This window comes from Chryseobacterium ginsenosidimutans, from assembly GCF_039536845.1.
GTDB lineage: Bacteria > Bacteroidota > Bacteroidia > Flavobacteriales > Weeksellaceae > Chryseobacterium > Chryseobacterium ginsenosidimutans_B.
In genome coordinates, this window is the sequence record NZ_BAAAZJ010000003.1 from 299,386 (window position 1) to 322,808 (window position 23,423).

General features: G+C 33.6%; 19 protein-coding genes. 8 read left to right on the forward strand and 11 right to left on the reverse strand.

Annotated features, from left to right (window positions below):
- Positions 1 to 73: 73 nt before the first annotated feature.
- The 5 genes from ABD745_RS01430 to ABD745_RS01450 all read left to right on the forward strand — a co-directional run bounded on the left by ABD745_RS01430 (position 74) and on the right by ABD745_RS01450 (position 4,373).
- A complete protein-coding gene (locus ABD745_RS01430) occupies positions 74 to 1,096 on the forward strand; it encodes an AMP-binding protein (RefSeq protein ID WP_344824085.1) in 1,023 nt (340 codons plus the stop codon).
- A 41-nt stretch (positions 1,097 to 1,137) separates the two neighbouring features.
- The gene (gene arfB / locus ABD745_RS01435) at positions 1,138 to 1,530 is read left to right on the forward strand and encodes an alternative ribosome rescue aminoacyl-tRNA hydrolase ArfB (protein ID WP_344824088.1); all 393 of its coding nucleotides are present in this window, start codon (positions 1,138 to 1,140) and stop codon (positions 1,528 to 1,530) included.
- 84 nt (positions 1,531 to 1,614) lie between these two features.
- A complete protein-coding gene (locus ABD745_RS01440; RefSeq protein WP_055984018.1) occupies positions 1,615 to 2,586 on the forward strand; it encodes a deoxyhypusine synthase family protein in 972 nt (323 codons plus the stop codon).
- 62 nt (positions 2,587 to 2,648) lie between these two features.
- Positions 2,649 to 3,740, forward strand: a complete 1,092-nt coding sequence (locus ABD745_RS01445; RefSeq protein WP_344824093.1) for an acyltransferase family protein — start codon at positions 2,649 to 2,651, stop codon at positions 3,738 to 3,740.
- Between the two features lie 336 nt (positions 3,741 to 4,076).
- The gene (locus tag ABD745_RS01450; protein WP_344824097.1) at positions 4,077 to 4,373 is read left to right on the forward strand and encodes an MGMT family protein; all 297 of its coding nucleotides are present in this window, start codon (positions 4,077 to 4,079) and stop codon (positions 4,371 to 4,373) included.
- A gap of 279 nt (positions 4,374 to 4,652) precedes the next feature.
- On the opposite strand, the gene ABD745_RS01455 is transcribed toward ABD745_RS01450, so the two are convergent.
- From ABD745_RS01455 to ABD745_RS01505, 11 genes are all read right to left on the reverse strand, one after another.
- Positions 4,653 to 6,137: a serine hydrolase gene (locus ABD745_RS01455; protein ID WP_344824099.1), complete on the reverse strand. Its 1,485-nt coding sequence runs from the start codon at positions 6,135 to 6,137 to the stop codon at positions 4,653 to 4,655.
- A 124-nt stretch (positions 6,138 to 6,261) separates the two neighbouring features.
- Positions 6,262 to 7,398 (reverse strand): helix-turn-helix domain-containing protein, encoded by a 1,137-nt coding sequence (locus tag ABD745_RS01460; RefSeq protein WP_344824101.1) that lies wholly within the window; start codon positions 7,396 to 7,398, stop codon positions 6,262 to 6,264.
- A gap of 105 nt (positions 7,399 to 7,503) precedes the next feature.
- Entirely contained in the window at positions 7,504 to 9,396 is a 1,893-nt protein-coding gene (htpG, locus tag ABD745_RS01465; RefSeq protein WP_344824104.1) for a molecular chaperone HtpG, read from the reverse strand.
- Positions 9,397 to 9,763: 367 nt separating this feature from the next.
- A complete protein-coding gene (gene recA, locus ABD745_RS01470) occupies positions 9,764 to 10,771 on the reverse strand; it encodes a recombinase RecA (protein WP_344824107.1) in 1,008 nt (335 codons plus the stop codon).
- A gap of 383 nt (positions 10,772 to 11,154) precedes the next feature.
- Positions 11,155 to 12,351: an oxygenase MpaB family protein gene (locus ABD745_RS01475; protein WP_344824110.1), complete on the reverse strand. Its 1,197-nt coding sequence runs from the start codon at positions 12,349 to 12,351 to the stop codon at positions 11,155 to 11,157.
- A 90-nt stretch (positions 12,352 to 12,441) separates the two neighbouring features.
- Complete coding sequence (locus tag ABD745_RS01480) at positions 12,442 to 13,221, reverse strand: response regulator transcription factor (protein ID WP_344824113.1); 780 nt, start codon at positions 13,219 to 13,221, stop codon at positions 12,442 to 12,444.
- Positions 13,222 to 13,594: 373 nt separating this feature from the next.
- Positions 13,595 to 14,599, reverse strand: a complete 1,005-nt coding sequence (gene gap, locus ABD745_RS01485) for a type I glyceraldehyde-3-phosphate dehydrogenase (protein WP_047399464.1) — start codon at positions 14,597 to 14,599, stop codon at positions 13,595 to 13,597.
- 30 nt (positions 14,600 to 14,629) lie between these two features.
- Positions 14,630 to 15,616 (reverse strand): 6-phosphofructokinase, encoded by a 987-nt coding sequence (gene pfkA / locus ABD745_RS01490; RefSeq protein WP_047399465.1) that lies wholly within the window; start codon positions 15,614 to 15,616, stop codon positions 14,630 to 14,632.
- 160 nt (positions 15,617 to 15,776) lie between these two features.
- The gene (locus tag ABD745_RS01495) at positions 15,777 to 16,535 is read right to left on the reverse strand and encodes a TIGR03915 family putative DNA repair protein (protein ID WP_344824118.1); all 759 of its coding nucleotides are present in this window, start codon (positions 16,533 to 16,535) and stop codon (positions 15,777 to 15,779) included.
- Between the two features lie 18 nt (positions 16,536 to 16,553).
- On the reverse strand, positions 16,554 to 18,227 hold the full coding sequence (locus ABD745_RS01500) for a right-handed parallel beta-helix repeat-containing protein (protein ID WP_344824121.1): 1,674 nt from the start codon (positions 18,225 to 18,227) through the stop codon (positions 16,554 to 16,556).
- A 76-nt stretch (positions 18,228 to 18,303) separates the two neighbouring features.
- The gene (locus ABD745_RS01505) at positions 18,304 to 19,563 is read right to left on the reverse strand and encodes a putative DNA modification/repair radical SAM protein (RefSeq protein ID WP_344824124.1); all 1,260 of its coding nucleotides are present in this window, start codon (positions 19,561 to 19,563) and stop codon (positions 18,304 to 18,306) included.
- Between the two features lie 145 nt (positions 19,564 to 19,708).
- On the opposite strand from ABD745_RS01505, the gene ABD745_RS01510 reads away from it, so the two are divergent.
- The 3 genes from ABD745_RS01510 to sucC all read left to right on the forward strand — a co-directional run bounded on the left by ABD745_RS01510 (position 19,709) and on the right by sucC (position 23,355).
- Positions 19,709 to 21,037, forward strand: coding sequence for a hydroxymethylglutaryl-CoA reductase, degradative (locus ABD745_RS01510; protein WP_344824126.1), 1,329 nt, complete (start codon positions 19,709 to 19,711; stop codon positions 21,035 to 21,037).
- Positions 21,038 to 21,235: 198 nt separating this feature from the next.
- Entirely contained in the window at positions 21,236 to 21,622 is a 387-nt protein-coding gene (locus tag ABD745_RS01515; RefSeq protein ID WP_344824129.1) for a DUF423 domain-containing protein, read from the forward strand.
- Positions 21,623 to 22,164: 542 nt separating this feature from the next.
- Positions 22,165 to 23,355: an ADP-forming succinate--CoA ligase subunit beta gene (gene sucC, locus ABD745_RS01520; protein WP_047399473.1), complete on the forward strand. Its 1,191-nt coding sequence runs from the start codon at positions 22,165 to 22,167 to the stop codon at positions 23,353 to 23,355.
- The last annotated feature ends 68 nt before the right edge of the window (positions 23,356 to 23,423 follow it).

The following is a 23,423-nucleotide window of genomic DNA, read 5'->3' on the forward strand; positions in this document are numbered from 1 at the left end:
AGATTTTTTCATTATATGCAAGAACTTTTTACAATTTTTTTTACATTTACTCTACTTTTTATCCACGGAAATTATGCAGATAGACTTCAATAATCTCAATATTAATCAATTATCCTTCGAGACGGAATTTGAAAAAAAAATTAAACAATTTGCAGAAGAATGGTTTTCTGATTCTACTACCGTAAAGGTACAGACTTCGGGCTCTACGGGTGTTCCGAAAGTTTTTGATATTGAAAAAAAGAAAATGATGAATTCTGCGGAAATGACTTGTGATTTTTTAGGATTGAAAGAAGGTAACACCGCTTTAATTTGTCTGCCTGTAGAATATATTTCAGGGAAAATGATGGTTGTTCGTTCAATTATTAGAAAATTAAAGTTGATTATTGTCGATCCATCCACAAACCCTCTTGAAAATATCAATGATGAGGTTGATTTCTGTGCAATGACCCCTTTACAGGTTGAAAATTCTTTGGATAAATTACATTTAATAAAAAATCTGATTATTGGTGGGGCTGCAGTTTCTGAAAATTTAAAAACTAAACTTAATGATTACAGGTCTGAAATTGGAAACTCAGGGCATATTTTCGAAACTTACGGAATGTCGGAAACCCTTTCTCACATTGGTTTAAAGCAAATTTTACCTGAAGCTGAAAATTATTTTACTGTTTTTGAAAATGTTTCAATTTCTACGGACGAAAAAGGATGTCTGAAAATTTTCGCACCTAATCTAAATTCGGAAATTTTGCAAACTAATGATTTAGTTGAAATTAAGAACAAAAATCAATTCAGGTTTTTGGGTAGAATTGATAATGTAATTAATTCCGGTGGAGCAAAAATTTTTCCCGAACAGCTGGAAGCTTTGGTTAAAAAAGAAATTCCTAATGAAGTTGTTTTTTTAGGAGTTAATGATGAAAGTCTGGGACAAAAACTGGTGCTGATTATTGAAGGGGAAAAATCAGAAAATTTGATGAAAAAAATTTCAAAAATATCTTTTGAGAAAAACTTTCACAGACCGAAAGAGATTATTTTCATAGAAAAAATACCAAGAACTCCGAACGGAAAAGTAAACAGAATCGAATTAAAGAATATATTGTAAAGTCTTTATCTTTACCTTTTAATTTATTAGTCAAACTAAAAATGAAAGATTTTTCAAAAGAACTCAACTTCAAAACTTCCCGCAGCAGTGGAGCAGGAGGTCAGAATGTGAATAAAGTGGAAACTTCTGTTACGGTACTTTGGCGAATCAATGAATCTGAATTTTTTAATGATGATGAGAAAGAATTAATTCTAAACAAATTAAAAAACAGAATCAATGCGGAAGGTTTTTTATTTTTAACGGTTTCTGAAAGCAGAACTCAATTAATGAATAAAAACAAAGCCATCGAAAAAATTCTGGAAATTGTAGATAAAGCTTTATTTATTCCTAAAAAAAGATTTGCCACAAAACCTTCGAAAGGGCAAAAACAAAAAAGATTAGATACCAAAAAGAAATTATCAGAAAAAAAAGAAAACAGAAAATTTAAATTCTAAAGACTAAGGAAATACGGGAATAGTTTTGAAAAGTGATGTGCCCAAAAACTTTAAAAATAATTATCTTTGCAAAAATTATAAAAAATGAGCAAACCGATTACCGAGTTCATAGAGAAATATTACCTTCATTTCAATGCAGCAGCATTGGTGGATGCTTCTAAAGGTTATGTTGCACATCTTAAAGATGGCGGAAAAATGATGATCACTTTAGCGGGAGCAATGTCTACTGCAGAGTTGGGGAAAATTTTGGCTGAAATGATCCGTCAGGATAAAGTAGATTTTATTTCTTGTACAGGTGCAAACCTTGAAGAAGATCTGATGAATCTTGTAGCACATTCTCACTATGAAAGAGTTCCTCATTACAGAGATTTAACGGCTCAGGATGAGTGGGATTTGTTGGAAAGAGGTTTGAATAGAGTTACTGATACCTGTATTCCTGAAGAAGAAGCTTTTAGAAGACTGCAGAAACACATCGTTGAGATCTGGAAAGATGCTGAAGCGAAAGGAGAAAGATATTTCCCGCACGAATTTATGTATAAAATGATTCTTTCGGGAGTTTTGGAACAGTATTATGAAATTCCAAGAGAAAATTCTTGGATGATTGCTGCGGCAGAGAAAAACCTGCCAATCGTAGTTCCGGGATGGGAAGATTCTACAATGGGTAACATCTTTGCATCTTATTGTATCAAAGGAGAATTAACTGCAACAACGATGAAATCAGGTATTGAATACATGACTTATTTAGCAGATTGGTACACTAAAAATTCAGCAGGAAAAGGTGTTGGATTCTTCCAGATTGGTGGTGGTATTGCAGGAGATTTCCCGATCTGTGTTGTACCGATGTTGTATCAGGATATGGAAATGCATGACATTCCTTTCTGGTCTTATTTCTGTCAGATTTCAGATTCAACGACTTCTTACGGTTCTTATTCGGGAGCTGTTCCGAACGAGAAAATCACTTGGGGTAAACTAGATATCACTACACCGAAGTTTATCGTTGAAAGTGATGCAACCATCTGTGCACCATTGATGTTCTCTTATATTTTAGAAAATTAATAATAGAATTATAAAATTTTAGATAAAAGGCTTATCATGTAAGCCTTTTATTTTTTTAGCTTTTGGATAATCTTAACAAAAATAAATTTGATGCTCTCACAGGGATGCGTGCTATTGCAGCGATTATGGTATTCGTTTATCATAACCGTAAATACTGGCGTCATGATTTACCGTTCGTGGTTATGCGCTTTATTAGTGAATGGCATATAGGTGTAACCGTCTTTTTTGTTTTGAGTGGTTTTTTACTGGCTTATCGGTATGAAGAATCACCTTTAGATTCTAAAAAATCTTATTTAAAATATATTTTGCTCCGTATAGCGAGGATTTTTCCATTGTATTGGATTCTGTTAAGTGCTTATTTTCTGGATGTAAAATATTCTAAAGATGTGAATACTTACTTCTTGCAGTACTCGCTTTTTTATTCTCTATTTGACAAATATTCTATTTCAGGAATTGTACAGGCATGGTCGCTCACTGTAGAATTTTTCTTTTACCTGTTTTCTCCCTTTTTGTTTTTATTGCTAAAGAAAAACTGGAAATATTGTGTTTCATTTTTGTTAGGTCTTTTTCTTTTTAGTTGGGGAATAGGTTATGGTCTGCATTGGTATAATGGCAATCCAGAAGGCTTTTTATATCCTTTAAAATTTATGGTAGGAAATACTTTTTTCGGGAGAAGTCTGGAGTTTTTCTTCGGAATGCTACTGGCTTACATGATGAAGCAGGAAAAAGGGATACAGTTTTTGAAAGGTTTAAAAAAGCCGACACTTTTGGGCGGAATTTCAATGATCGCTTTAATTATTACGATCGCTTTTTTTGCCAAACACAGTTTTTCACATGGTGTGGAACGTTGGGAAGGAAGGGTAATTCATGAGTTTTTTCTGCCTGTTGCTATTGCTGTTTTCTTTTGGGGATTGATGTCAGAAAAGACATTTGTATCCAAAATATTGTCTACAAAAATATTTGTTCTTTTGGGGAATGCCTCATTTGTTTTCTATCTTATTCATCTCAGTTATTTCAATATGAAACTGAAATCCTACATTTATTTGCCCGACCGCAATTTTGTTTTATTGTGGATATGTTCGATTATTATTTATCTGTGTATTGAAAAACCACTCTATAAATTGTGCAGAAATCTCATTGCTAAAATCAGATAAATTCTTTCTTTTTTAATATTATTTCAAAAATATCCTTAAATACCTACTCTAAAGAATTAACCAGCACAAAATAACGATACGCCAAAATCGCTTTCTGAATTTTGGTCAGTTTATTAGGATCTTTATTACTCAATTTCGGTAATATCGCTTTATTGATTGTATTCATTAAGCGGAAAAACGATTTTTTCATAACTTTATATTTTTAGTGAATGGATTTTAAAACTTAAAGTCCAAAAATGATGCAAAACAAAAATTAATAAACTTTGTGGAGTAAAATTTCTTTATAACGTAAATAATTAATTTTTTAAAGTTTTTTTGATAAAATGAAATAAGAAAATGAACGAAATATTCAAACAACAAGTCTGGGAAATCACAAAACTTGTTCCCAAAGGAAGAGTGACAAGTTATGGAGCGATTGCAAAAGCAGTAGGTTATCCCAATCATTCCCGCCATGTGGGAAAAGCAATGGGTGGCTGCCCGAAAGATGTTCCTGCTCATCGTGTAATTTCGAGCTCAGGAACTTTATCCGTTCCTGAATTTCAAAAAAAATTAGAAGCAGAAGGAATTGAGGTGGAAAACTTTAGAATTAAAAATTTTAAGAAGCTGTTTTGGGATCCAATGACGGAGTTATAAGTTAGTATTGATGGGTTATGATTTAAGGCTTCGACAAGCTCTCAGCCTGACATTTCTAATACTAAATGTTTTTGCGTGATGATATTCACGTGTCAGGTTGAGCTTGTCGAAGCCTTTTAATTATAATGTAATCGGAGCCACAAAGTGGCGACTTAACCCAGCGTTGGGCAAAGCCCTACGAAAATAAACGATAAAAAAGGTTCCGGGGCGACTTTGTCGCCCCGGAACCCTAAATATAATATCACCTAAAAGCAAAATTTCTTCAATTTTCAACCCAATTTATTTTTCAATTTTTAAAAGTATTTGTTTCCCATTTTCATTATTAGGATTTAGCATAACAGATTTTTGATACATTTTTATCGCCTCTTCTTTTTTACCACATTGGAGTAATGCTTCACCATAGCTGTCAAAAACATTCCAACTCACTGGAAAAATTAATGTCGCAGAATTGAATACCTGCAAAGCGTTATCACACTTTTGAAGTCTCAGAAATTGATAACCTAATCTATTAAAGTCTCTTTCTGAAACTTCATAACTATTTGGATCTTTCAAATATTGCCGGATTAATTCATTTGCTTTTTCCTTATTTCCATTTTCAACAAAACTTCCATAAATTCTCGAAAGATTTTTAACCGGAATTTTGTAAGGCTTATTATTAACTAAATTTAAAATAGCATTAGAAATAGGAAAAATAGACAAGTTTCCAGAACTAGAAAGTAAAATTATGCTTTGATTTTTAGTAATATTATACAATAAAATGCTCGTCAATCCGGTAATAGAACCATCGTGAAAAACTATTTTTCCCTCTCTTTCATCCGTGTACATCTCCCAACCCAAACCGTAACTGATTTCTTTTCCGTCAATCATATAAGTAACTGTTTTTCTATCATTTAGTTTTGTAGGAGTCAAAGCTTGTTCCAATTCTTTCTTGCCCAAAATTTTATAACTGAACAATGCCTTTTGATATTTTTGTAAATCTAAAGCCGTACTTACAATCCCACCGGGGCCATAAAAATTACTTTTTTCGTAGATTAAAAAAGGTTCCTTTAGAGTTTTCGTGTTAACCCATTCCATTGAATAAAAGTTCGGATAAGCGTATAATTCAACTTGATTTGGGCTTTTAATTTTTCGATCCAACGGAACAAATGAATTTTGCATTTTTGCAGGTTTGAAAATGTTTTTCTCCAAATAATTTGCATAACTGATCCCAGAAACGTTTTCGATAATTAACGCAGCAAGGCAAAAATTGACATTATTGTATTCCCATTTGCTTCCAGACGGAAATGAGAGTGGTGTTTTGAAACGAATAAAAGTCGGAATAATATCCTGATTCGAAATGATTTTTTCGGGTTGTTCTTTGATGATCGTATCAAACAAATTATACTCTTGTGCCAATCCAGAAGTATTACTAAGCAATTGTTTGATAGTAATATCCGGATAAGGAAAATCAGTCAGATATTTTTGAACAGGCTCGTTAATATTCAATTTTCCTTTCTGTTGAAGTTGCAGAATTGCCGTTGCAGTAAACGTTTTAGTTATTGATGCAATTGGAAATTGAGAGTTATCATTGAGTTTTTCTTTAGTTTCAATAGTAGAAAATCCATAATGATTAGAAAAAATAGTTTTCTCTGATTTTGAAATCACAATACTTCCGTTAAAAAGATTTTTGTCAGAAAGTGTAGAAAAGAAATTATTTAATTCTTGTCCGGAAACAAAGTTTGTTAAGAAAGCAGTTATTAATAGTAAGAAAAGTCGGTTTTTCATTGTAATTAATTTTCAGATAAGAATTTATTGATTGTTTAAAAACTTTCTGCAAAGATGCTTTAAAACGTCTCAGAACGCGACCGATTAAAAAAAATCGAACCCATTTTTTGAAAATAATTTGATTTTACAAAGCTTGTTTTCTATAATCTGTTGGTGTTTTTCCTGTATATTTTTTGAAAGAAGTATTAAACGAAGATTTGGAATTAAAACCAACTTGGTACAAGATTTCCAAAACAGTCAGTTCTTTTTGAGAAGAATCTCTAAGGACTTGCATCGCTTTTTCAATTCTATATTCATTTACGAAATCAAAAAAGTGTTTATCCATATACAAGTTAATCAAAGTAGATAAATCTTTAACTGGCATTTTTACCTGCTCAGATAAATCCTGAATTGTCAATGATGAATCTAAATAAGGCTCGTTCGAAATCATAAAATCTTTTAAAAATTCGATTTGCTTATTTTTTTCTTCTGCTACCAGAAGACTAGGTTTTTGTTTTGTAGCAACTTCTGTAATAGGTTTCAGATGAGAATTCACCCCTCTGAAAAATTCAGGATTGTTTAATGCAATAAATAGATACCAGCAAGTACAAAATAAAAATGTAAACCCATCAAGGGTTACAATCCATTGTCTGACCTCTCCCAAACCAATGGTAAAAGTAACTAGCCATCTTAGAAGCACTAAAAAATGTAAGAGATAATATACAATTGTTATTTTGTAAAGAGCATTAATCAGAGAAATATTCGGATTCGTATAATTCTCAAGATAAACAGTCCTAGATTTTCTAATAACAAGAAATGAAGCAATAAAATAAACTTGAAATAGCAATTCGAAAAGAAATTGAAAAAATTGCGTTATGGGCATTTGATTCATATTCTTTATAAAATACAGTTTCATAGCTGTATTTTCAAAATAAATACCCGACATTAAATACAAATTGTAAGCAACAAACGGAATAGCGTGCAGTAAATGTTTCGTTTTTAATCGGAAGTTAGAATAACAAACTGACATTGCATAGAGATAAAACAATGCCGGAACTAAATAGACAATACTCCAACGAAAAACCTCAAGGTTGATGAAATTTTCAGGAATATGATGAATCAAATATTTAGAAGCATCTATGGCATTTGTGATAAGAAAAAAAGCAAAAAGCTGATTTCCCAATTTGTGTTTGGTCTTTACGGTTAACAAAAACAACGCAAGAAATGACACTAAAAAAATTCCGATTAAAGAAACTGAATCCAGAAAATTGTGTTTATCCATATTTTTTTAGCAAAACCCCAAATTTACTATTTCTAAGACAAATTTATTCAAAAAAAACCTCGGAACGATATTCGCTCCGAGGTTCTACAATATAAAATAGTTAATTTATTTTTCCAGTTGCTTATAACTTCTCTGAATAAAATCAGTCAGATCTTTTCCTTTCAATAAATTCTGAGAAAGTTTAGCCAAATCAAGAGCGTGTTTTATCAATCCTTCTTTTTCTTCAGTATTTTCTGTTTTCAAAATCTGGTTGGCAAATTCACTGTTGGAATTCACAATTAAGTTATACATTTCAGGGAAACCGCCCATTCCAAACATTCCGCCACCTCCGGTTGCCTGCATATCCTTCATTCTTCTCATGAATTCGGGCTGAGTGATTGTAAACGGAGCATCAGTGCTGTCTAAATCTTCAAGCTGAACCGTGAATTTCTTATCATTGATAGTTTCCTCGACATTCTTTTTCAATGATTCTTTTTCAGTTTCATTTAATTTAGAAATGATTGGCTCATCTTTTTTGATTAAATTATTCACATGATCTGCGTCAACTCTCACAAAAGAAACTTTATCTTTTGAAGTTTCCAGTTTTTGGATAACGTGGGAAATTACAGGCGAATCCAATAAGATAACTTCATATCCTTTATCTTTCGCAGATTGAATATAACCATGCTGTTCATCAGCATTTGAAGTATAAAGAACAACCAGATTACCATCTTTATCGGTTTGATTAGGCTTGATCTTTTCTTCTAATTCATTCCACAGGAAGTATTTTCCGTCAGTTGTAGGATATAAAGTAAACTTGTCAGATTTTTCAGCAAATTTCTCTTCCGTTACAATTCCGTATTCGATGACAACTTTAATGTCGTTCCATTTTTGTTCGTAATCTTGACGGTTTTCATTAATTAAAGAAGCCATTTTGTCGGCAACTTTTTTCGTGATGTAAGAAGAAATTTTCTTCACCGCACCGTCAGCCTGCAAATAAGAACGGGAAACGTTCAACGGAATATCCGGAGAATCAATTACACCACGAAGAAGCATTAGAAAATCGGGAACGATACCTTTCACCTCATCCGTTACAAAAACCTGATTTTGATATAATTGGATTTTATCTTTTTCAATATTTAAATTGTTGCTCAGTTTCGGGAAGAACAAAACTCCTGTCAAGTTGAAAGGATAATCAACGTTCAAATGAATATTGAATAAAGGTTCCTCAAACTGCATCGGATACAATTCATGATAAAACTTCATGTAATCCTCGTTTGTCAATTCACTAGGAGCAATTGTCCAAGCCGGAGTAGGATTGTTGATGATATTGTCGACTTCCTCAGTTTCTGCAACAGTACCTTCCGGAGCATCTTCCGGTAAAGGCAATGTGTGAGTTTTAGTCCCGAATTTAATCGGAACAGGCATGAATTTGTTATATTTCAACAACAACTCACGGATTTTGCTTTCTTCCAAAAACTCTAAAGAATCTTCTGCAATATGAAGGATAATTTCTGTTCCTCTGTCTGTTTTGTCAGTTGTTTCTTCTAAAGTAAATTCCGGGCTTCCGTCGCAGATCCAACGAACAGCAGGTTCATCTTTATAAGATTTAGTTACGATTTCAACTTTTTCCGCAACCATAAATGCAGAATAAAATCCAAGTCCGAAATGACCGATAATTCCAGAATCTTTTGCTGAATCTTTGTATTTTTCCAAAAATTCTTCAGCTCCCGAAAATGCAACCTGATTGATATATTTTTCAACTTCTTCCGCAGTCATCCCGATTCCCTGATCAATGATTCGAAGTGTTTTTTGTTCTTTATCGATCTTCACTTCAAGTTGCGGATTTCCGTACTCAACTTTTGCTTCTCCGATGCTCGTTAAGTGCTTTAATTTTAAAGTCGCATCCGTTGCATTTGAGATTAATTCTCTTAAGAATATTTCGTGATCACTGTAAAGAAATTTCTTGATAAGCGGGAAAATATTTTCCACAGATACATTAATATTTCCTTTAGTCATAATAATTTAATTTTGATTTGTTTTATTCTTCGCAAAAAAAATACCATGCAACAGAAAGTGACAGATTGGCATTTTTTTGTATTTATGAATTATGAATTATGAATTATGAATTATGAATTATGAATTATGAATTAGCCTGTTTATAAGTGCTCTGAAAACTCCCCTCCTTTGGAGGGATGGTGAAAATTCAGAATGAATTTTTGACGGGGTGGTTTAAAACAAATCAATTTAAAAATGAAAATTTATGTTGACTACAATTCCTACAAATATTTTTTCAAAAATTTCCACAATCATTTGCGTAATCAGTTGGAAAACAAAAAAGACAGCCTAAAAAAGCTGTCTTCAAATATTTTAAAAATCAAAAAAATTATTTTACTTTATTTTTCAATTCTTCTTTGATCTTGTTTTCCAATTCTTCTGCAAGTTCAGGATTGTCTTTCAACACATCTTTTACTGCATCACGACCCTGCCCAAGTTTCGTTTCTTCGTAGCTGAACCAAGAACCGCTTTTCTTTACGATTCCTTGTTCTACAGCCTGATCTAGGATTTCTCCTGTTTTGGAAACACCTTCACCGTACATAATGTCGAATTCTGCCATTTTGAAAGGTGGAGCTACTTTGTTTTTCACAATTTTCACTTTCACACGACTTCCCACTGCTTCATCACCATTTTTGATGGGTGCACTTGCTTTTCTGATATCAACTCTTACTGAAGCATAGAATTTTAATGCGTTACCACCGGTTGTTGTTTCAGGATTTCCAAACATCACACCGATTTTTTCTCTCAACTGGTTGATGAAAATTACCGTACATTTTGTTCTTGAAATCGTAGCCGTTAATTTTCTCAAAGCCTGAGACATCAGTCTTGCGTGAAGACCCATTTTAGAATCTCCCATTTCGCCTTCTATCTCTGCTTTTGGAGTCAATGCAGCGACAGAGTCAATCACAACAATGTCGATTGCTCCTGAACGGATTAAGTTATCAGCAATTTCCAAAGCCTGTTCACCATTGTCCGGTTGAGAAATGATCAGGTTTTCAAGATCGATACCTAGTTTTCCTGCATAGCCTCTGTCAAAAGCGTGCTCTGCATCAATAAATGCTGCAATTCCGCCTGCTTTTTGAGCTTCTGCGATTGCGTGAAGTGTTAAAGTTGTTTTACCTGAAGATTCAGGTCCGTATATTTCGATAATTCTTCCTCTGGGATATCCGCCTACTCCAAGAGCGATGTCTAATCCCAAAGATCCGGAAGGAATAACTTCAATTGTAGTGTCAACACTGTTGTCACCCAACGTCATTACTGTTCCTTTTCCGTATGTTTTATCTAGCTTGTCAAGCACTAATGCCAATGCTTTTTTCTTATCTTCTATGTTGCTCATCTGTTGTTAAAATAATTGTTCAAAAATACAGAAATTTACTATCAAAAACTAATATTATTTACTCTCCGAAACTGTTTTTATAGTTAAAAAAATATAAAGTTTGCCTATTGATCTCATTCAAAATGAAGTGAATGCAAATAAAAACAAATCACTTTTTTACAGAAATATTTTATTTCCTTGAGCTTGTTGATAATAGCAGTTTTTATATTGATGACCGGAGTTTTAGCCCCGATAGAAACGGTTACCCCGCAACTGGGAGTTGGAGAATTGTGGGGTTAGAGTGTGGGAGAGCGTTGGAGTGAGGAGTATGAGTGGATAGCGGGATTAAGCTCCTAAAAATAAATTACGAGCAATTGGCAAAGAATAATAATAACAGAAAAATTTTAATGAAAATTCGAATTTTGGGTAATATTGTGATAGTCGTTCAATACTTTCATCTGGTCTTTATTTCCTTTGTTGATTCTGGCCTGTCGGCTAACTAATGTATCATAGATTTTATTGATCATCCATTTAGTTCTCGGAAAAGCTTTTCTACTAGAAACCTTAGGGATCTCCAGTCTTTTGCAAACCTCATCGTCTAGCAAAAACCAAGTGCAGCAGATGTGGAGATAACGAAGATTTTTCCTTTGGAATTTGTATTTTAAAATAGGATTTTCCAAAGATTCATTCAACAAAGAATGGGCGAGAAGAACAGAATCTTTATCGGCTGGAGGCTGAATAGAAGTCCATAAATAGAAATATTGTGTTGCCTGTTTTTTATTGTTAGGCAGAAGATTTTCGGGAATTCCCAAAAGATATCCTACATATTTCCAAAGGTGAAAAAGTCCTTTTTCTTCTTCAACAGAAAATGTGTTTCCCAATTTGTGAAGACTGTGCATGAAAACCAGGCTGAAACCAATGTAAGTTGCCATCATATCCCACGAATTGATTGGTTCTCCCCAATTTTCCGTGTCCCAGTCTTTGTAATGCTTTTTAATGGAAAGTCTTGCGTAAGAATGAATTAACCGGGTTTTTATAGCAAATTCATACCCTTTCTTATGGATTTCCAAGGCATCATATCTTGTTGTGTTGACCCAAAAATCCAGTGTTTCAGAAAGCCTTTTGACTGCTCCTTTTTTCAAGGCTTCTGTGGCAATCAAAGGTTTGTTGAGGTAAGCGTAATCATAACCTCCGATTAAACAATAGTCCCGAAGAGAGATCAGCGAGTCCAGATTACTTCTCATGCAGAGTTCTGCACCGCTTTTGATAAGGTCATAATCCAGCCAATCCGGAATTTTCTGGGTCTGCGAAAAGAGTGTTTTTACACTTTCAGGAATGTTGTCATTTTCTGAAACTCCGTTTCGGATATATTGTTCGATTTCTCTGGATGCTTCGTGAAATTTTTTGGTCAAATAAACATCTTTTACAACCTGGTCACCAATTTCATCGACATGATAAAAATAAGGTGAAAATTTTTCAAAGTCATCGAAGCTTACTTCTGCACCTGAGAATTCGAGAAGCTGTTGTCCGTTACCTTTCGTCCAAAAGTCTTTAAAATGCGATGAATCTCTGAAACGTGGTTGTAAAATTGCTTTTTCCATTAAGGATAAAAATACAAGTTTTAAGCCGAAATTCCGTAGTGAGATTTGTCAGCTTATGAATTGAATCTTATTATGGAAAATTAAAATTATTTAAATTAATCCCCACTCAAATGCTTTTCTCAATAATTCTTTACCGTTTCTGGAATGAGTTTTCATTAAAATGTTTTTTCGGTGGGTGCGAACGGTGTGTTCTGATAAAATCAACATTTTTGAGATTTCTGATCCGGAATATCCTTTTGCAATAAGTGCTAAAATTTCAGTTTCTCGTTTGGTTAAATTTACTTCTGAAAAGTTTTCAAATGCTGGCGGATTTTCAATTTTTATCTGATGGAAATCGTTTCTCAATCCAATCCCTGAAATCAAAACCGTATGTGGATTTTCTTTTGTAATGTGATTGATATTGGTATGAATATTAATAGATTGTATCAGGTTTTTTTGTTCATCTTCCTGTGTAAGAACAGCCTGATGATGAAATAATTCATAGTTTCCTGCGGCAGTTTTCATTCTGAAACAGTAGCTGGCTTTTAAATAAAGCTGATGTTCGCGACCTATTTCCATCATTTTTTGAACTACTTTTTGTTCGGCTTTTATAATAAATTCGATGTCATCAGGATGTGTGAGGTCAATAATTTCTTTTAAATTTTCAGGATATTTTTTTAGTCCGTGAAGTTTTAAAAGATTTGGATGTTGATGCGAAATAGTACTATTGGTAAGATTTATGGCGTAATAATAAAATTCGCCAATAGCAAACATTTCCCCAAGAATCTGCTCAATGGGAGGAATGTTTGAAATGTTTTTAATTTCCTTTCTTAGACCTGAATACGTATTCCAGACTTCAATTAAAGGATGTTTTTTCTCAGAATTATCCATATCTAACCTAAGTGACTAAAATAGTTAAAGTTTTCTTAAAAATACTACAAAAGGGGGATTTTTTTGTGTTGAAAAAATTTTAAAATTTGCATTAGCTAGTAATCATGAAAACTCATTTCTAAAACGTTCTGTTTTATAGTTCATTTCTTCGTATTTTTATATGAGGAAAATATCATTAAGTTACAATCGTTTACGAATATGTCAAAAATAGTTTAGAATTTTCTGTTAGCTGTTTGAAAAGGATAAACTGGAATCCCCTGCAAATTTTGCAGGGGATTCATTATTTTATTGTTTAGATTTTTATGTTGGGGGTAAAAACTAAAAAAACCTTCCAATCGGAAGGTTTTATATTATCATTACTGATTTTTCTTAATTATAAAGAAGCAGCGTGGATCAACATATCAACCAACTTGTTTGAATAACCCATTTCGTTGTCATACCAAGAAACAAGTTTTACGAAGTTAGGAGAAAGCATGATACCGGCATCTTTATCGAAGATTGAAGTTCTCTTATCTCCTACGAAATCCTGAGAAACTACAGCATCTTCAGTGTATCCTAAAATACCTTTTAATTCACCTTCAGAAGCAGCTTTGATAGCAGCGCAAATCTCATCGTAAGAAGTAGCTTTTTCTAATCTTACCGTTAAATCTACTACAGAAACGTCAACAGTTGGTACTCTGAAAGACATACCTGTTAGTTTTCCGTTCAATGAAGGGATTACTTTTCCTACCGCTTTAGCAGCACCTGTAGAAGAAGGAATAATATTGTTTAGAGCAGCTCTACCACCTCTCCAGTCTTTCATTGAAGGACCGTCAACAGTTTTCTGAGTTGCTGTTGTAGCGTGTACAGTTGTCATCAAACCTTCTACGATTCCGAAGTTATCGTGGATTACTTTAGCTAAAGGAGCTAAACAGTTTGTAGTACAAGATGCGTTTGATAAAATTTTGATATCGTCAGTAAGTTCTTTGTGGTTTACACCCATTACAAACATTGGCGTATCATCTTTAGAAGGAGCAGAAAGGATTACTTTCTTTGCACCTGCATTAATGTGCTTTGCAGCACTTTCTTTATCTAAGAATAAACCTGTAGATTCAACGATATAATCAGCTCCGATTTCGTTCCACTTAAGGTTGTTTGGGTCTCTTTCAGCTGTTACTCTGATTCTTTTTCCGTTTACCACAAGATCGTTTCCTTCTACAGAAACCTCACCCGGGAAAATACCGTGTACAGAATCATATTTAAGCATATAAGCCATGTATGTAGCATCGATAAGGTCATTGATTCCTACTACTTCGATGTTGTCTCTTTCAGTCATTGCTCTGAAAACAAGACGTCCAATTCTACCAAACCCGTTGATACCTACTTTAATTGTTGACATAATAGTTTGTTTTAAATTATATTAAAAATATTAGATTGCTAAAATTTCTGAAATCAGTAAAAGATCTTTATTGATTTCGTTGTGTTTTTTAATGGCTTCTTCGATTTCTGTATATACGATATCATTTGAACGCATTCCCGCCATTACATTAGTTTGCCCTTCCATAAGCCCTACAACAGCTCCATAACCCAACCTGCTTGCTAAAACCCGGTCAGCACAACTTGGTGATCCTCCTCTCTGAATATGGCCTAAAATAGCGACTCTAATGTCGTAATCAGGAAATTCTTTCTGAGTTTTCTCAGCCAGTTCATAGATGTTGGCCAATTTTTCGCCTTCTGCTACCACCACAATACTTGAAGCCTTTCCTGTTTTTTCTGCATTTCTGAAGTTAGCAAATAACTCATCCAGACTATCTCTTTTTTCAGGAATTAAAATATCCAAAGCACCTGTTGCCAAACCACTGTTTAAAGCAATAAATCCGGCATCACGACCCATCACTTCTACAAAGAAAACTCTGTTGTGGGATGTTGCCGTATCACGGATTTTATCAATTGCATCCATGGCTGTATTTAAGGCTGTGTCATATCCAATGGTATTGTCTGTTCCGAAAATATCATTGTCAATAGTTCCCGGTACACCAATTACTTTGATTCCGAATTCTTCATTAAAGATTTTTGCTCCGGTAAAAGTTCCGTCACCTCCGATGCATACCAAAGCATCAATTCCGTATTTCACGCAATTGTCATAAGCTTGCTGACGTCCTTTAAAGGTTCTGAATTCTTTGGAACGGGCAGATTTTAAGATGGTACCGCCCTGATTGATTATGTTTTTTACGGAACGAGGTCCCATTTTCAGGAAATCATCGTGAATAAGACCATTGTAGCCTTCTCTTACTCCGTAACATTCTATATTATAATAATTTGCGGTTCTTACCACCGCTCTTAATGCTGCATTCATACCCGGAGAATCGCCTCCTGAAGTAAGAACTGCAATTTTTTTTACAGCACTCTCTTTCATCTAGTAAAAAATTTCGAACACAAATTTACAAAAACAAGTTCAGATAATGGCAGTAACTTTATAAGAGTTTTGAATATTAATTATTAAAATTGTCTAAAATTTGTCGGGTTGAAAATATATTATGCTGTTTTCACTGTAGAATTGTCAAGATGTGAAAAAATCAATGTTTCTCAGTAAGGTATTTCCAGTATCTTCTGGGGACGTGCTGAATATGCAATTTCAAATTCTTCCTTTCCACAATATTAGTCTTCGTAAAATACCGTTGCCAAAGCGTTTGATATTGAGTTTCTTCATTGTGAAATTTCTGTTGATATTGGTGGAGATTTAATTTTTCATCAGGGTAAAAGAAATCACAATTTTCCAGATCGTAAAGAATTCCATAATTTCTTTTCAAATCATAGATCATCCATTTTTGATCCTGATAACGGTCTCTAAAATGTTTTAATATTAAAGGAATTACATTAAAATCAGGATCAATTTTGGCAAAGAAAACATCGTCCTGCATTTTTTCGAATCTTACGAAAGCGGTCATTCGATGTCTTTCTCTGTCAACGGATTTACAGATTTTTGAAATATTTAAAATATGATTGTCCGCATAATTTTGCAGTATATTTTCGGTCGGATGTTGAATTGATTGTTTTACTGCAGATAAAATAAGCTGTTCCTGTTCAGGATCTTCTGATAAAAAAACTTTTAATAACTGATGAACACCAGACCTGCCAATATTTTGTTCCAATTTGTTTAAAACCCTTTCAGACTTATTATTTTGCGTAATCACTTCATGAATTTCTGCAAAGATATTTTCCTGATGAAACCTTTCCCTACTTACGATTTCCACATCCTTATATTTATATTCAAAAACTTCGAATATCGCTGTAAAAAGTCCGTCGAAGCTTCCGTCGTAGAGTAGGGTGGTCATATAATATTTTTACGAATTCTAAACAATCTGTTTAAAAATTGCATTTTGAGTAATGTTTCCTAAATCATCTAATTCCGAAGATTCAACACATAAGTAATAATCTGTATTATCTTTTTTTACATCTCCAGCTTTTCCAACAATTGAGGCTGCAGGCAAATTATCTTTTATTTTAAAATAATTAGAAGGATCTGTAGAACCAATGTTTATTGTGATTGGATAAGAAATATTTGAAAAGAAGCTATTCCCTTTGCTGGTTGAGGATAAATTAACCAAATTTTGGGATACTGTAGAAATAGTTTTTTCAACAGTATTTTCAAATACAGAATTAAAGTTTCCATCTAAATTAAATACTGCATAGACATCATAAATATAGCATGGATTAATAATTCTATTTCCTGATATAATATTATAATTACCAGTCACAACGATAGAAGTAGAAGAAGTCTTGTCAATAATATTATTCTTGAATGTATTATTACTTCCAATTACATTTATTCCAATAATATTATAAAATTTATTATCCGTAAAATTGCTGTTTGTAATATTTGAAAGATTTAAACCAATAGAATTGCTTAAATCAGATACATTTCTGTAATCAATAACATTATTTCTGAAATTTATACTAATTTCATGAGAACCGTCAGTAAAAAATGGAGACCAGAAACTAAAATCCGAACTAAAAAAATTATCGGTAATGTTTATTTCATTATTACTGCCATTGTTTATTGTTACAATTTTTAATATTCCATTTTTTATAGTATTATTTATAAATTGAATATTAGAACCATTGATTAAAGATGCTCCGCCAGCCTTGATTCCATCACCGATTAGTGTATTTCCGAAAATTTTTATATTCCCGATATTGCTATATAATTTTAATTGTCCCTCTAAATCTTGATTATTTTCAAATTTACAATTCAAAACACTTGCACCATCTACTCGGCTCATTATCAAAACTCCACTCGAAGCGTTGTCTCTGAAAACACAATTTTGTATAATTACATTTTTTACAGTGCTGTTAATACTGGCTGACTCAATATCAATTCCACAACCTGGTCCTGTTCCGTTTGTTTTCTCAAATATAGAATTTTGCACTATTACATCTATTCCGCTTTCAATCGACATTCCCTGTCTCCTATTGTTATAACAATGAATATTTGTAATCTGAATATTTTTACAATCAAGGTATGTGCTTGTATCAGGTTCTGCAAATTGTAAATTAATACCATCTCCCCACATATCAATAGATTGAACGTCTTCTATATAGACGTTTTCACTTCCTGAAACAGCTATACCATAACCCCATTCTCCTGTAATTCCATTTTTCTCAGTAGAATATCTATCTCCAATTAATATTCCACCTTTTATTTTTGCGTTTTTCTTATTGTAAATTCTAAATAAATTATATTGTTTTTTATTATTGGGGATGACATAAAATTTAGCGTCATTTTCCAATAATAAATCAGAATTATCCTGCAAAGCCAAGCCTCCTGAATCTCTTAAAAAATCAGGATAATTAAGTGGATTATCATCAGCTTTTATATAATATGTTCCATTCGGAAAATACAATTGTTTTCTTAATGTTGCTGCTTGATTGATAGCATCTTGTATAAGTGCTGTTTGATCTGCAGTACTGTCAGGATTGATACCGAAAAGGCGAATGTCTAATATGTGTCCAAATACACTTCCCATAATTATTAAGTTTTTTATTAGAGTAATAATAAGGAAATAATTTTATTCTGTTAATCGTAGAAATTTTAAATTTTTGTTAAAATAATGTCAACTGTTGCGAAAACTGATTATGAAACTTCGAAGAACTTCCGCCAATTAATAATTTTCTCAAATTTTGATCCGTCAAATATTTCAAAAAAGCATTTCCGGTATTAAAATCAATAAAATATTTAGCACGATTCACGGCTGCTCCCAATTTTTTCAAATGATCCATATTCAAAACCTGAAAACGTCTTGCGCTCACGATTTTCTGAGCCGTTTTCACGCCAATTCCCGGAATTCTTAAAATCATCTGATAATCTGCAGTTTGTAAATTAATAGGAAATTGATGTAGATGTCTTAGTGCCCAACTCAATTTCGGGTCAACTTCCAGATCTAAAAACGGCATATTCGGATCTAAAATTTCATCAGCTTTAAAACCATAAAAACGCATCAACCAATCTGATTGATACAAACGATTTTCACGAAGCATCGGGACTTCTGTCGTCAAAGAAGGTAACCTATTATCCTCCAAAACAGGAACATAACCGGAATAATACACTCTTTTAAGATTGAAATTTTTATAAAAATGATCCGCAACTTTGATAATCTGTAAATCATTTTCATTCGTAGCCCCAACAATCATTTGAGTCGATTGTCCGGCAGGAGCAAATTTCGGAACTTTTCTGAAAATTTTCTTTTCATCTTTATATTGAGCGATTCCGTTCTGAATATATTTCATCGGATTAAGCATGTCCTGTCGGTTTTTTTCAGGAGCCAGTAATTTCAATCCGCTTTCTGTCGGAATTTCAAGATTAATAGATAATCTGTCGGCGTACAAAGCTGCTTCCTGCATCAATTCGTCACTTGCCCCCGGAATTGATTTTAAATGAATATATCCGTTAAAATTCTCTTCAAGACGTAATTTTTTCGCAACACGAACCAAACGTTCCATCGTTGTATCAGCATTTTTGAAGATGCCTGAACTTAAAAATAAGCCTTCAATATAATTTCTTCTGTAAAAATTGATAGTTAGATCAACAACCTCATCAACCGTAAAAGCGGCTCTTTTTATATCATTCGAACTCCTCGAAACGCAGTAAGCACAATCATAAATACAGTGGTTGGTTAAAAGAATTTTGAGGAGCGAAACACATCGTCCGTCTTCGGTATAGGTATGACAAATTCCGCTTGCGGAACTGTCTCCCAAAGCGCCTTTTTTATTCTTTCTCGAACCTCCGCTTGATGAACAGGAAACGTCATATTTCGCTGCATCGGCGAGGATTTCGAGCTTTTCTTTGAGGCGGTCAAAATTCATCTTTAATTTATTAAAAAAATAGTTTTAAAATAATATTTTATTCAAATGTAGTTCCAAAATTGATAAACGTCAACCTTTTTTGATGGAAGTTATCAACAATTGGCAGAGACAAAATTACTATATTTACGGTCATTAAATTTATGTTATGAATCATAAACCGGTAGAAGGTTTTTCCAAATTAACAAAACAGGGAAAAATCGATTGGCTTGTAAACGAATACCTTGAAGGAAATACAGAATATCAAAATATATTAAATCAATATTGGAACGAAAATACTGATCTTCAGAAACTTCATGATGAGTTTTCTGAAAACACGATATCCAATTTCTATATGCCTTACGGAATTGCCCCGAATTTCTTAATTGACGGAAAATTATTCGCACTTCCAATGGCGGTTGAAGAAAGCTCTGTTGTTGCAGCTGCTTCAAAGGCTGCAAAATTCTGGATTGATAAAGGAGGCTTTAAAACTACAATCATCAATAATGAAAAATTAGGTCATACTCATTTTATATTTGATGTAGAATCTCACAAATTGCAGCATTTCTTTAATTTTAATTTAAAGAAAAAACTATTGGATGCTACGGAAGCGATCACTGCAAACATGAGAAATCGCGGAGGCGGAATTTTAGACATAAAATTAGTGGACAAAACTGCTGAAATGCCTAATTATTACCAGCTTAAAGCAAGTTTTGATACGGTAGATTCTATGGGCGCTAATTTTATTAATTCTTGTCTTGAACAGTTCGGGAAAACACTGAAGCAGGAGGTCGCGACAAGTGAAGATTTTACACAGGAAGAGAAAAATACTTTACAGATCGTGATGAATATTCTTTCCAACTTTACACCGGATTGTATTGTAAGAGCCGAGGTTTCCTGTAAAATTGATGATTTAAAAGACGACAGCGGAATTTCAAACGAAGAATTTGCAAGAAAATTCAAACAGGCTGTAACAATAGCTGAAATTGAACCTTTCAGAGCGACAACTCATAATAAAGGAATTATGAATGGAGTAGACGCAGTTGTCATCGCAACAGGAAATGATTTCCGAGCGACTGAAGCTTGCGCACACGCATACGCAGCGAGAAACGGAAAATATTCTTCTTTGACACATTGTACAACCGACAACGGGATTTTCAGATTTTGGATCGATCTTCCGATTTCTGTGGGAGTTGTGGGCGGTTTGACGAATCTTCATCCATTGGTAAAATTCTCTTTAGCACTTCTTGGAAAGCCTTCTGCTCAGGGATTGATGAGTATTTTGGCGGTTTCAGGACTGGCTCAGAATTTTGGAGCGTTACGTTCTTTGGTGACGACGGGTATTCAAAAAGGGCACATGAAAATGCACCTGTTGAATATTTTAAACCAAATGGGAGCAACCGAAGAAGAAAAGCAACATTTTGTGACCTACTTCAAAGATAAAACGGTAACGCATCATGAGGTTATCAATGAATTTAACAGATTAAGAGGCCAATAATGTTTGGAATTATTGTCGCAGCTTTTATGTTGGCTTTCGGAATATTTCTAAAGTTGACTAAACATCCGGGTTTTGCTCGGAATAAAAAATTCGCATGGATTTTTGTCGGAATCGGAGCCATATCATTAATATTTAAGATTTTAAACTATAAATAAAAACGGATTTGCTAAAAAGGATCCGCTGGAATAAATTAATAAAATGAAAACAATAACTTTAGTTTTTGGTGCCGTATACGGGATGTTATCCGTAATTTTGGGTGCATTCGGCGCGCACGCTTTAAAGAAAATTTTGTCTGTGGAAAGGCTCGAAAGTTTTGAAACAGGAGTAAGATATCAAATGTATGCAGCATTCTTTTTGTTGATTATCGGTTACATTTTAAAATTCGAAACACCTTCGGAAAAATGGACTTCAATTTTGATGATTGTGGGAACATTCCTATTTTCCGTGAGTATTTATTTCCTGAGTCTTCAGGATTATTTAGGAGCAAATCTTAAATTTTTAGGTCCAATTACTCCGCTTGGAGGATTATTTATGATTCTTAGCTGGCTAATGTTGATTTTTTATTTTGCTAAAAATAGAATTTAAGAATAAATAAGTTTTCGACAGGCTCAGACCGATATATTAACAGGGTTGAAAAAGATAATCACAAAAAGCTCTTTTGTAAATTTAAGAATAAAAGCGCGAGCGAAGCGAGCGTCAAAGCTGTTAGTATTAGCAATGTCATGCTGAGCCTGTCGAAGCTCTCAATTAAAGTTCACAAGGGTTTTATAGCGTTTTTCTTCGTTGACAAAGGCATTAACACTCAGCAAAGACTTGAAAATATCAACAACAAATGATGATCATCTTTTAAAAATAAATTAAAATGAAAACCAACAGAAGAAGGCGGCTCATCAAAACATTTGATCGTCTTGAATATTTCACTGAGCTTTTAGCTGAATTTTGAGGTGTTAAAATTCCTTTTATCGATTTGCAGTCTGAAAAATTATCCGGAGAATAGTACAAAATCTAAGACATGTTAAAAATCAAGTTCTTTGGACTTAAAATTTAAAGTCAATAAACTTGAACTTCCGTGTCTTTTTAGTAAATTTGTCAACCTTTAAATTTTAAAATAAAATAATAAAAATAATATGAATCTTCACGAGTATCAATCAAAAGAGATTTTATCAAAGTACGGAGTAGCAATCCAACGTGGTTTTGTGGCTAATAATGTAGACGAAGCTGTAGCTGCTGCTGAAAAATTGACTGCTGAAACCGGAGCGCAGGCTTGGGTTGTAAAAGCACAAATTCACGCAGGTGGTCGTGGTAAAGGTGGTGGTGTTAAGTTCTCTCCAAACATGGATAAGCTTAAAGAAAACGCTCAAAACATCATCGGAATGCAGTTGGTAACTCCACAAACTTCTGCTGAAGGTAAAAAAGTACACTCTGTTTTGGTTGCAGAAGATGTTTATTATCCTGGAGAATCTGAAACTAAAGAATTTTATGTTTCTATTCTTTTAGACAGAGCTGAAGGTAAAAATACAATCGTATATTCTACTGAAGGTGGTATGGATATTGAGCACGTTGCTGAGGTAACTCCTCATTTGATCCACAACGAACTGATCGATCCTGCTTTGGGTCTTCAGGGTTTCCAGGCTAGAAAAATTGCTTTCAACTTAGGTCTTGAAGGGAATGCTTTCAAAGAATTCACAAAATTCATTACGTCTTTATATAATGCTTATGTAGGAATTGATGCTTCTCTTTTCGAAATCAACCCTGTATTAAAGACTTCTGATAACAAAATTATCGCGGTAGATGCTAAAGTAACTTTGGATGGTAACTCATTGTTCCGTCACAAAGATCTTGAAGCGTTGAGAGATACGAGAGAAGAAGATCCTATGGATGTTGAAGCTGGTGAAGCTGGTCTTAACTTCGTAAAGCTAGACGGTAACGTTGCTTGTATGGTAAACGGAGCTGGTCTTGCAATGGCAACAATGGATATCATCAAATTATCTGGAGGTAGTCCTGCAAATTTCCTGGACGTAGGTGGAACTGCTGATGCTCAGAGAGTACAGACTGCTTTCGGAATCATCCTGAGAGATCCAAACGTAAAAGCTATTTTGATCAACATCTTCGGAGGTATCGTAAGATGTGACAGAGTTGCTCAAGGTGTTGTAGACGCTTACAAAGCAATGGGTAGCCTTCCGGTTCCATTGATCGTAAGATTGCAGGGAACTAACGCTGTTGAAGCTAAAAAATTAATTGACGAGTCAGGTCTTCCTGTACATTCTGCAATTACTTTAGAAGAAGCTGCAAACAAAGTAAAAGAAGTTTTAGCTTAATACTAAAATTTTTATATAAATTAAAAACCGTTTCATTTTTGGAACGGTTTTTTCATTTTTAAATTAAA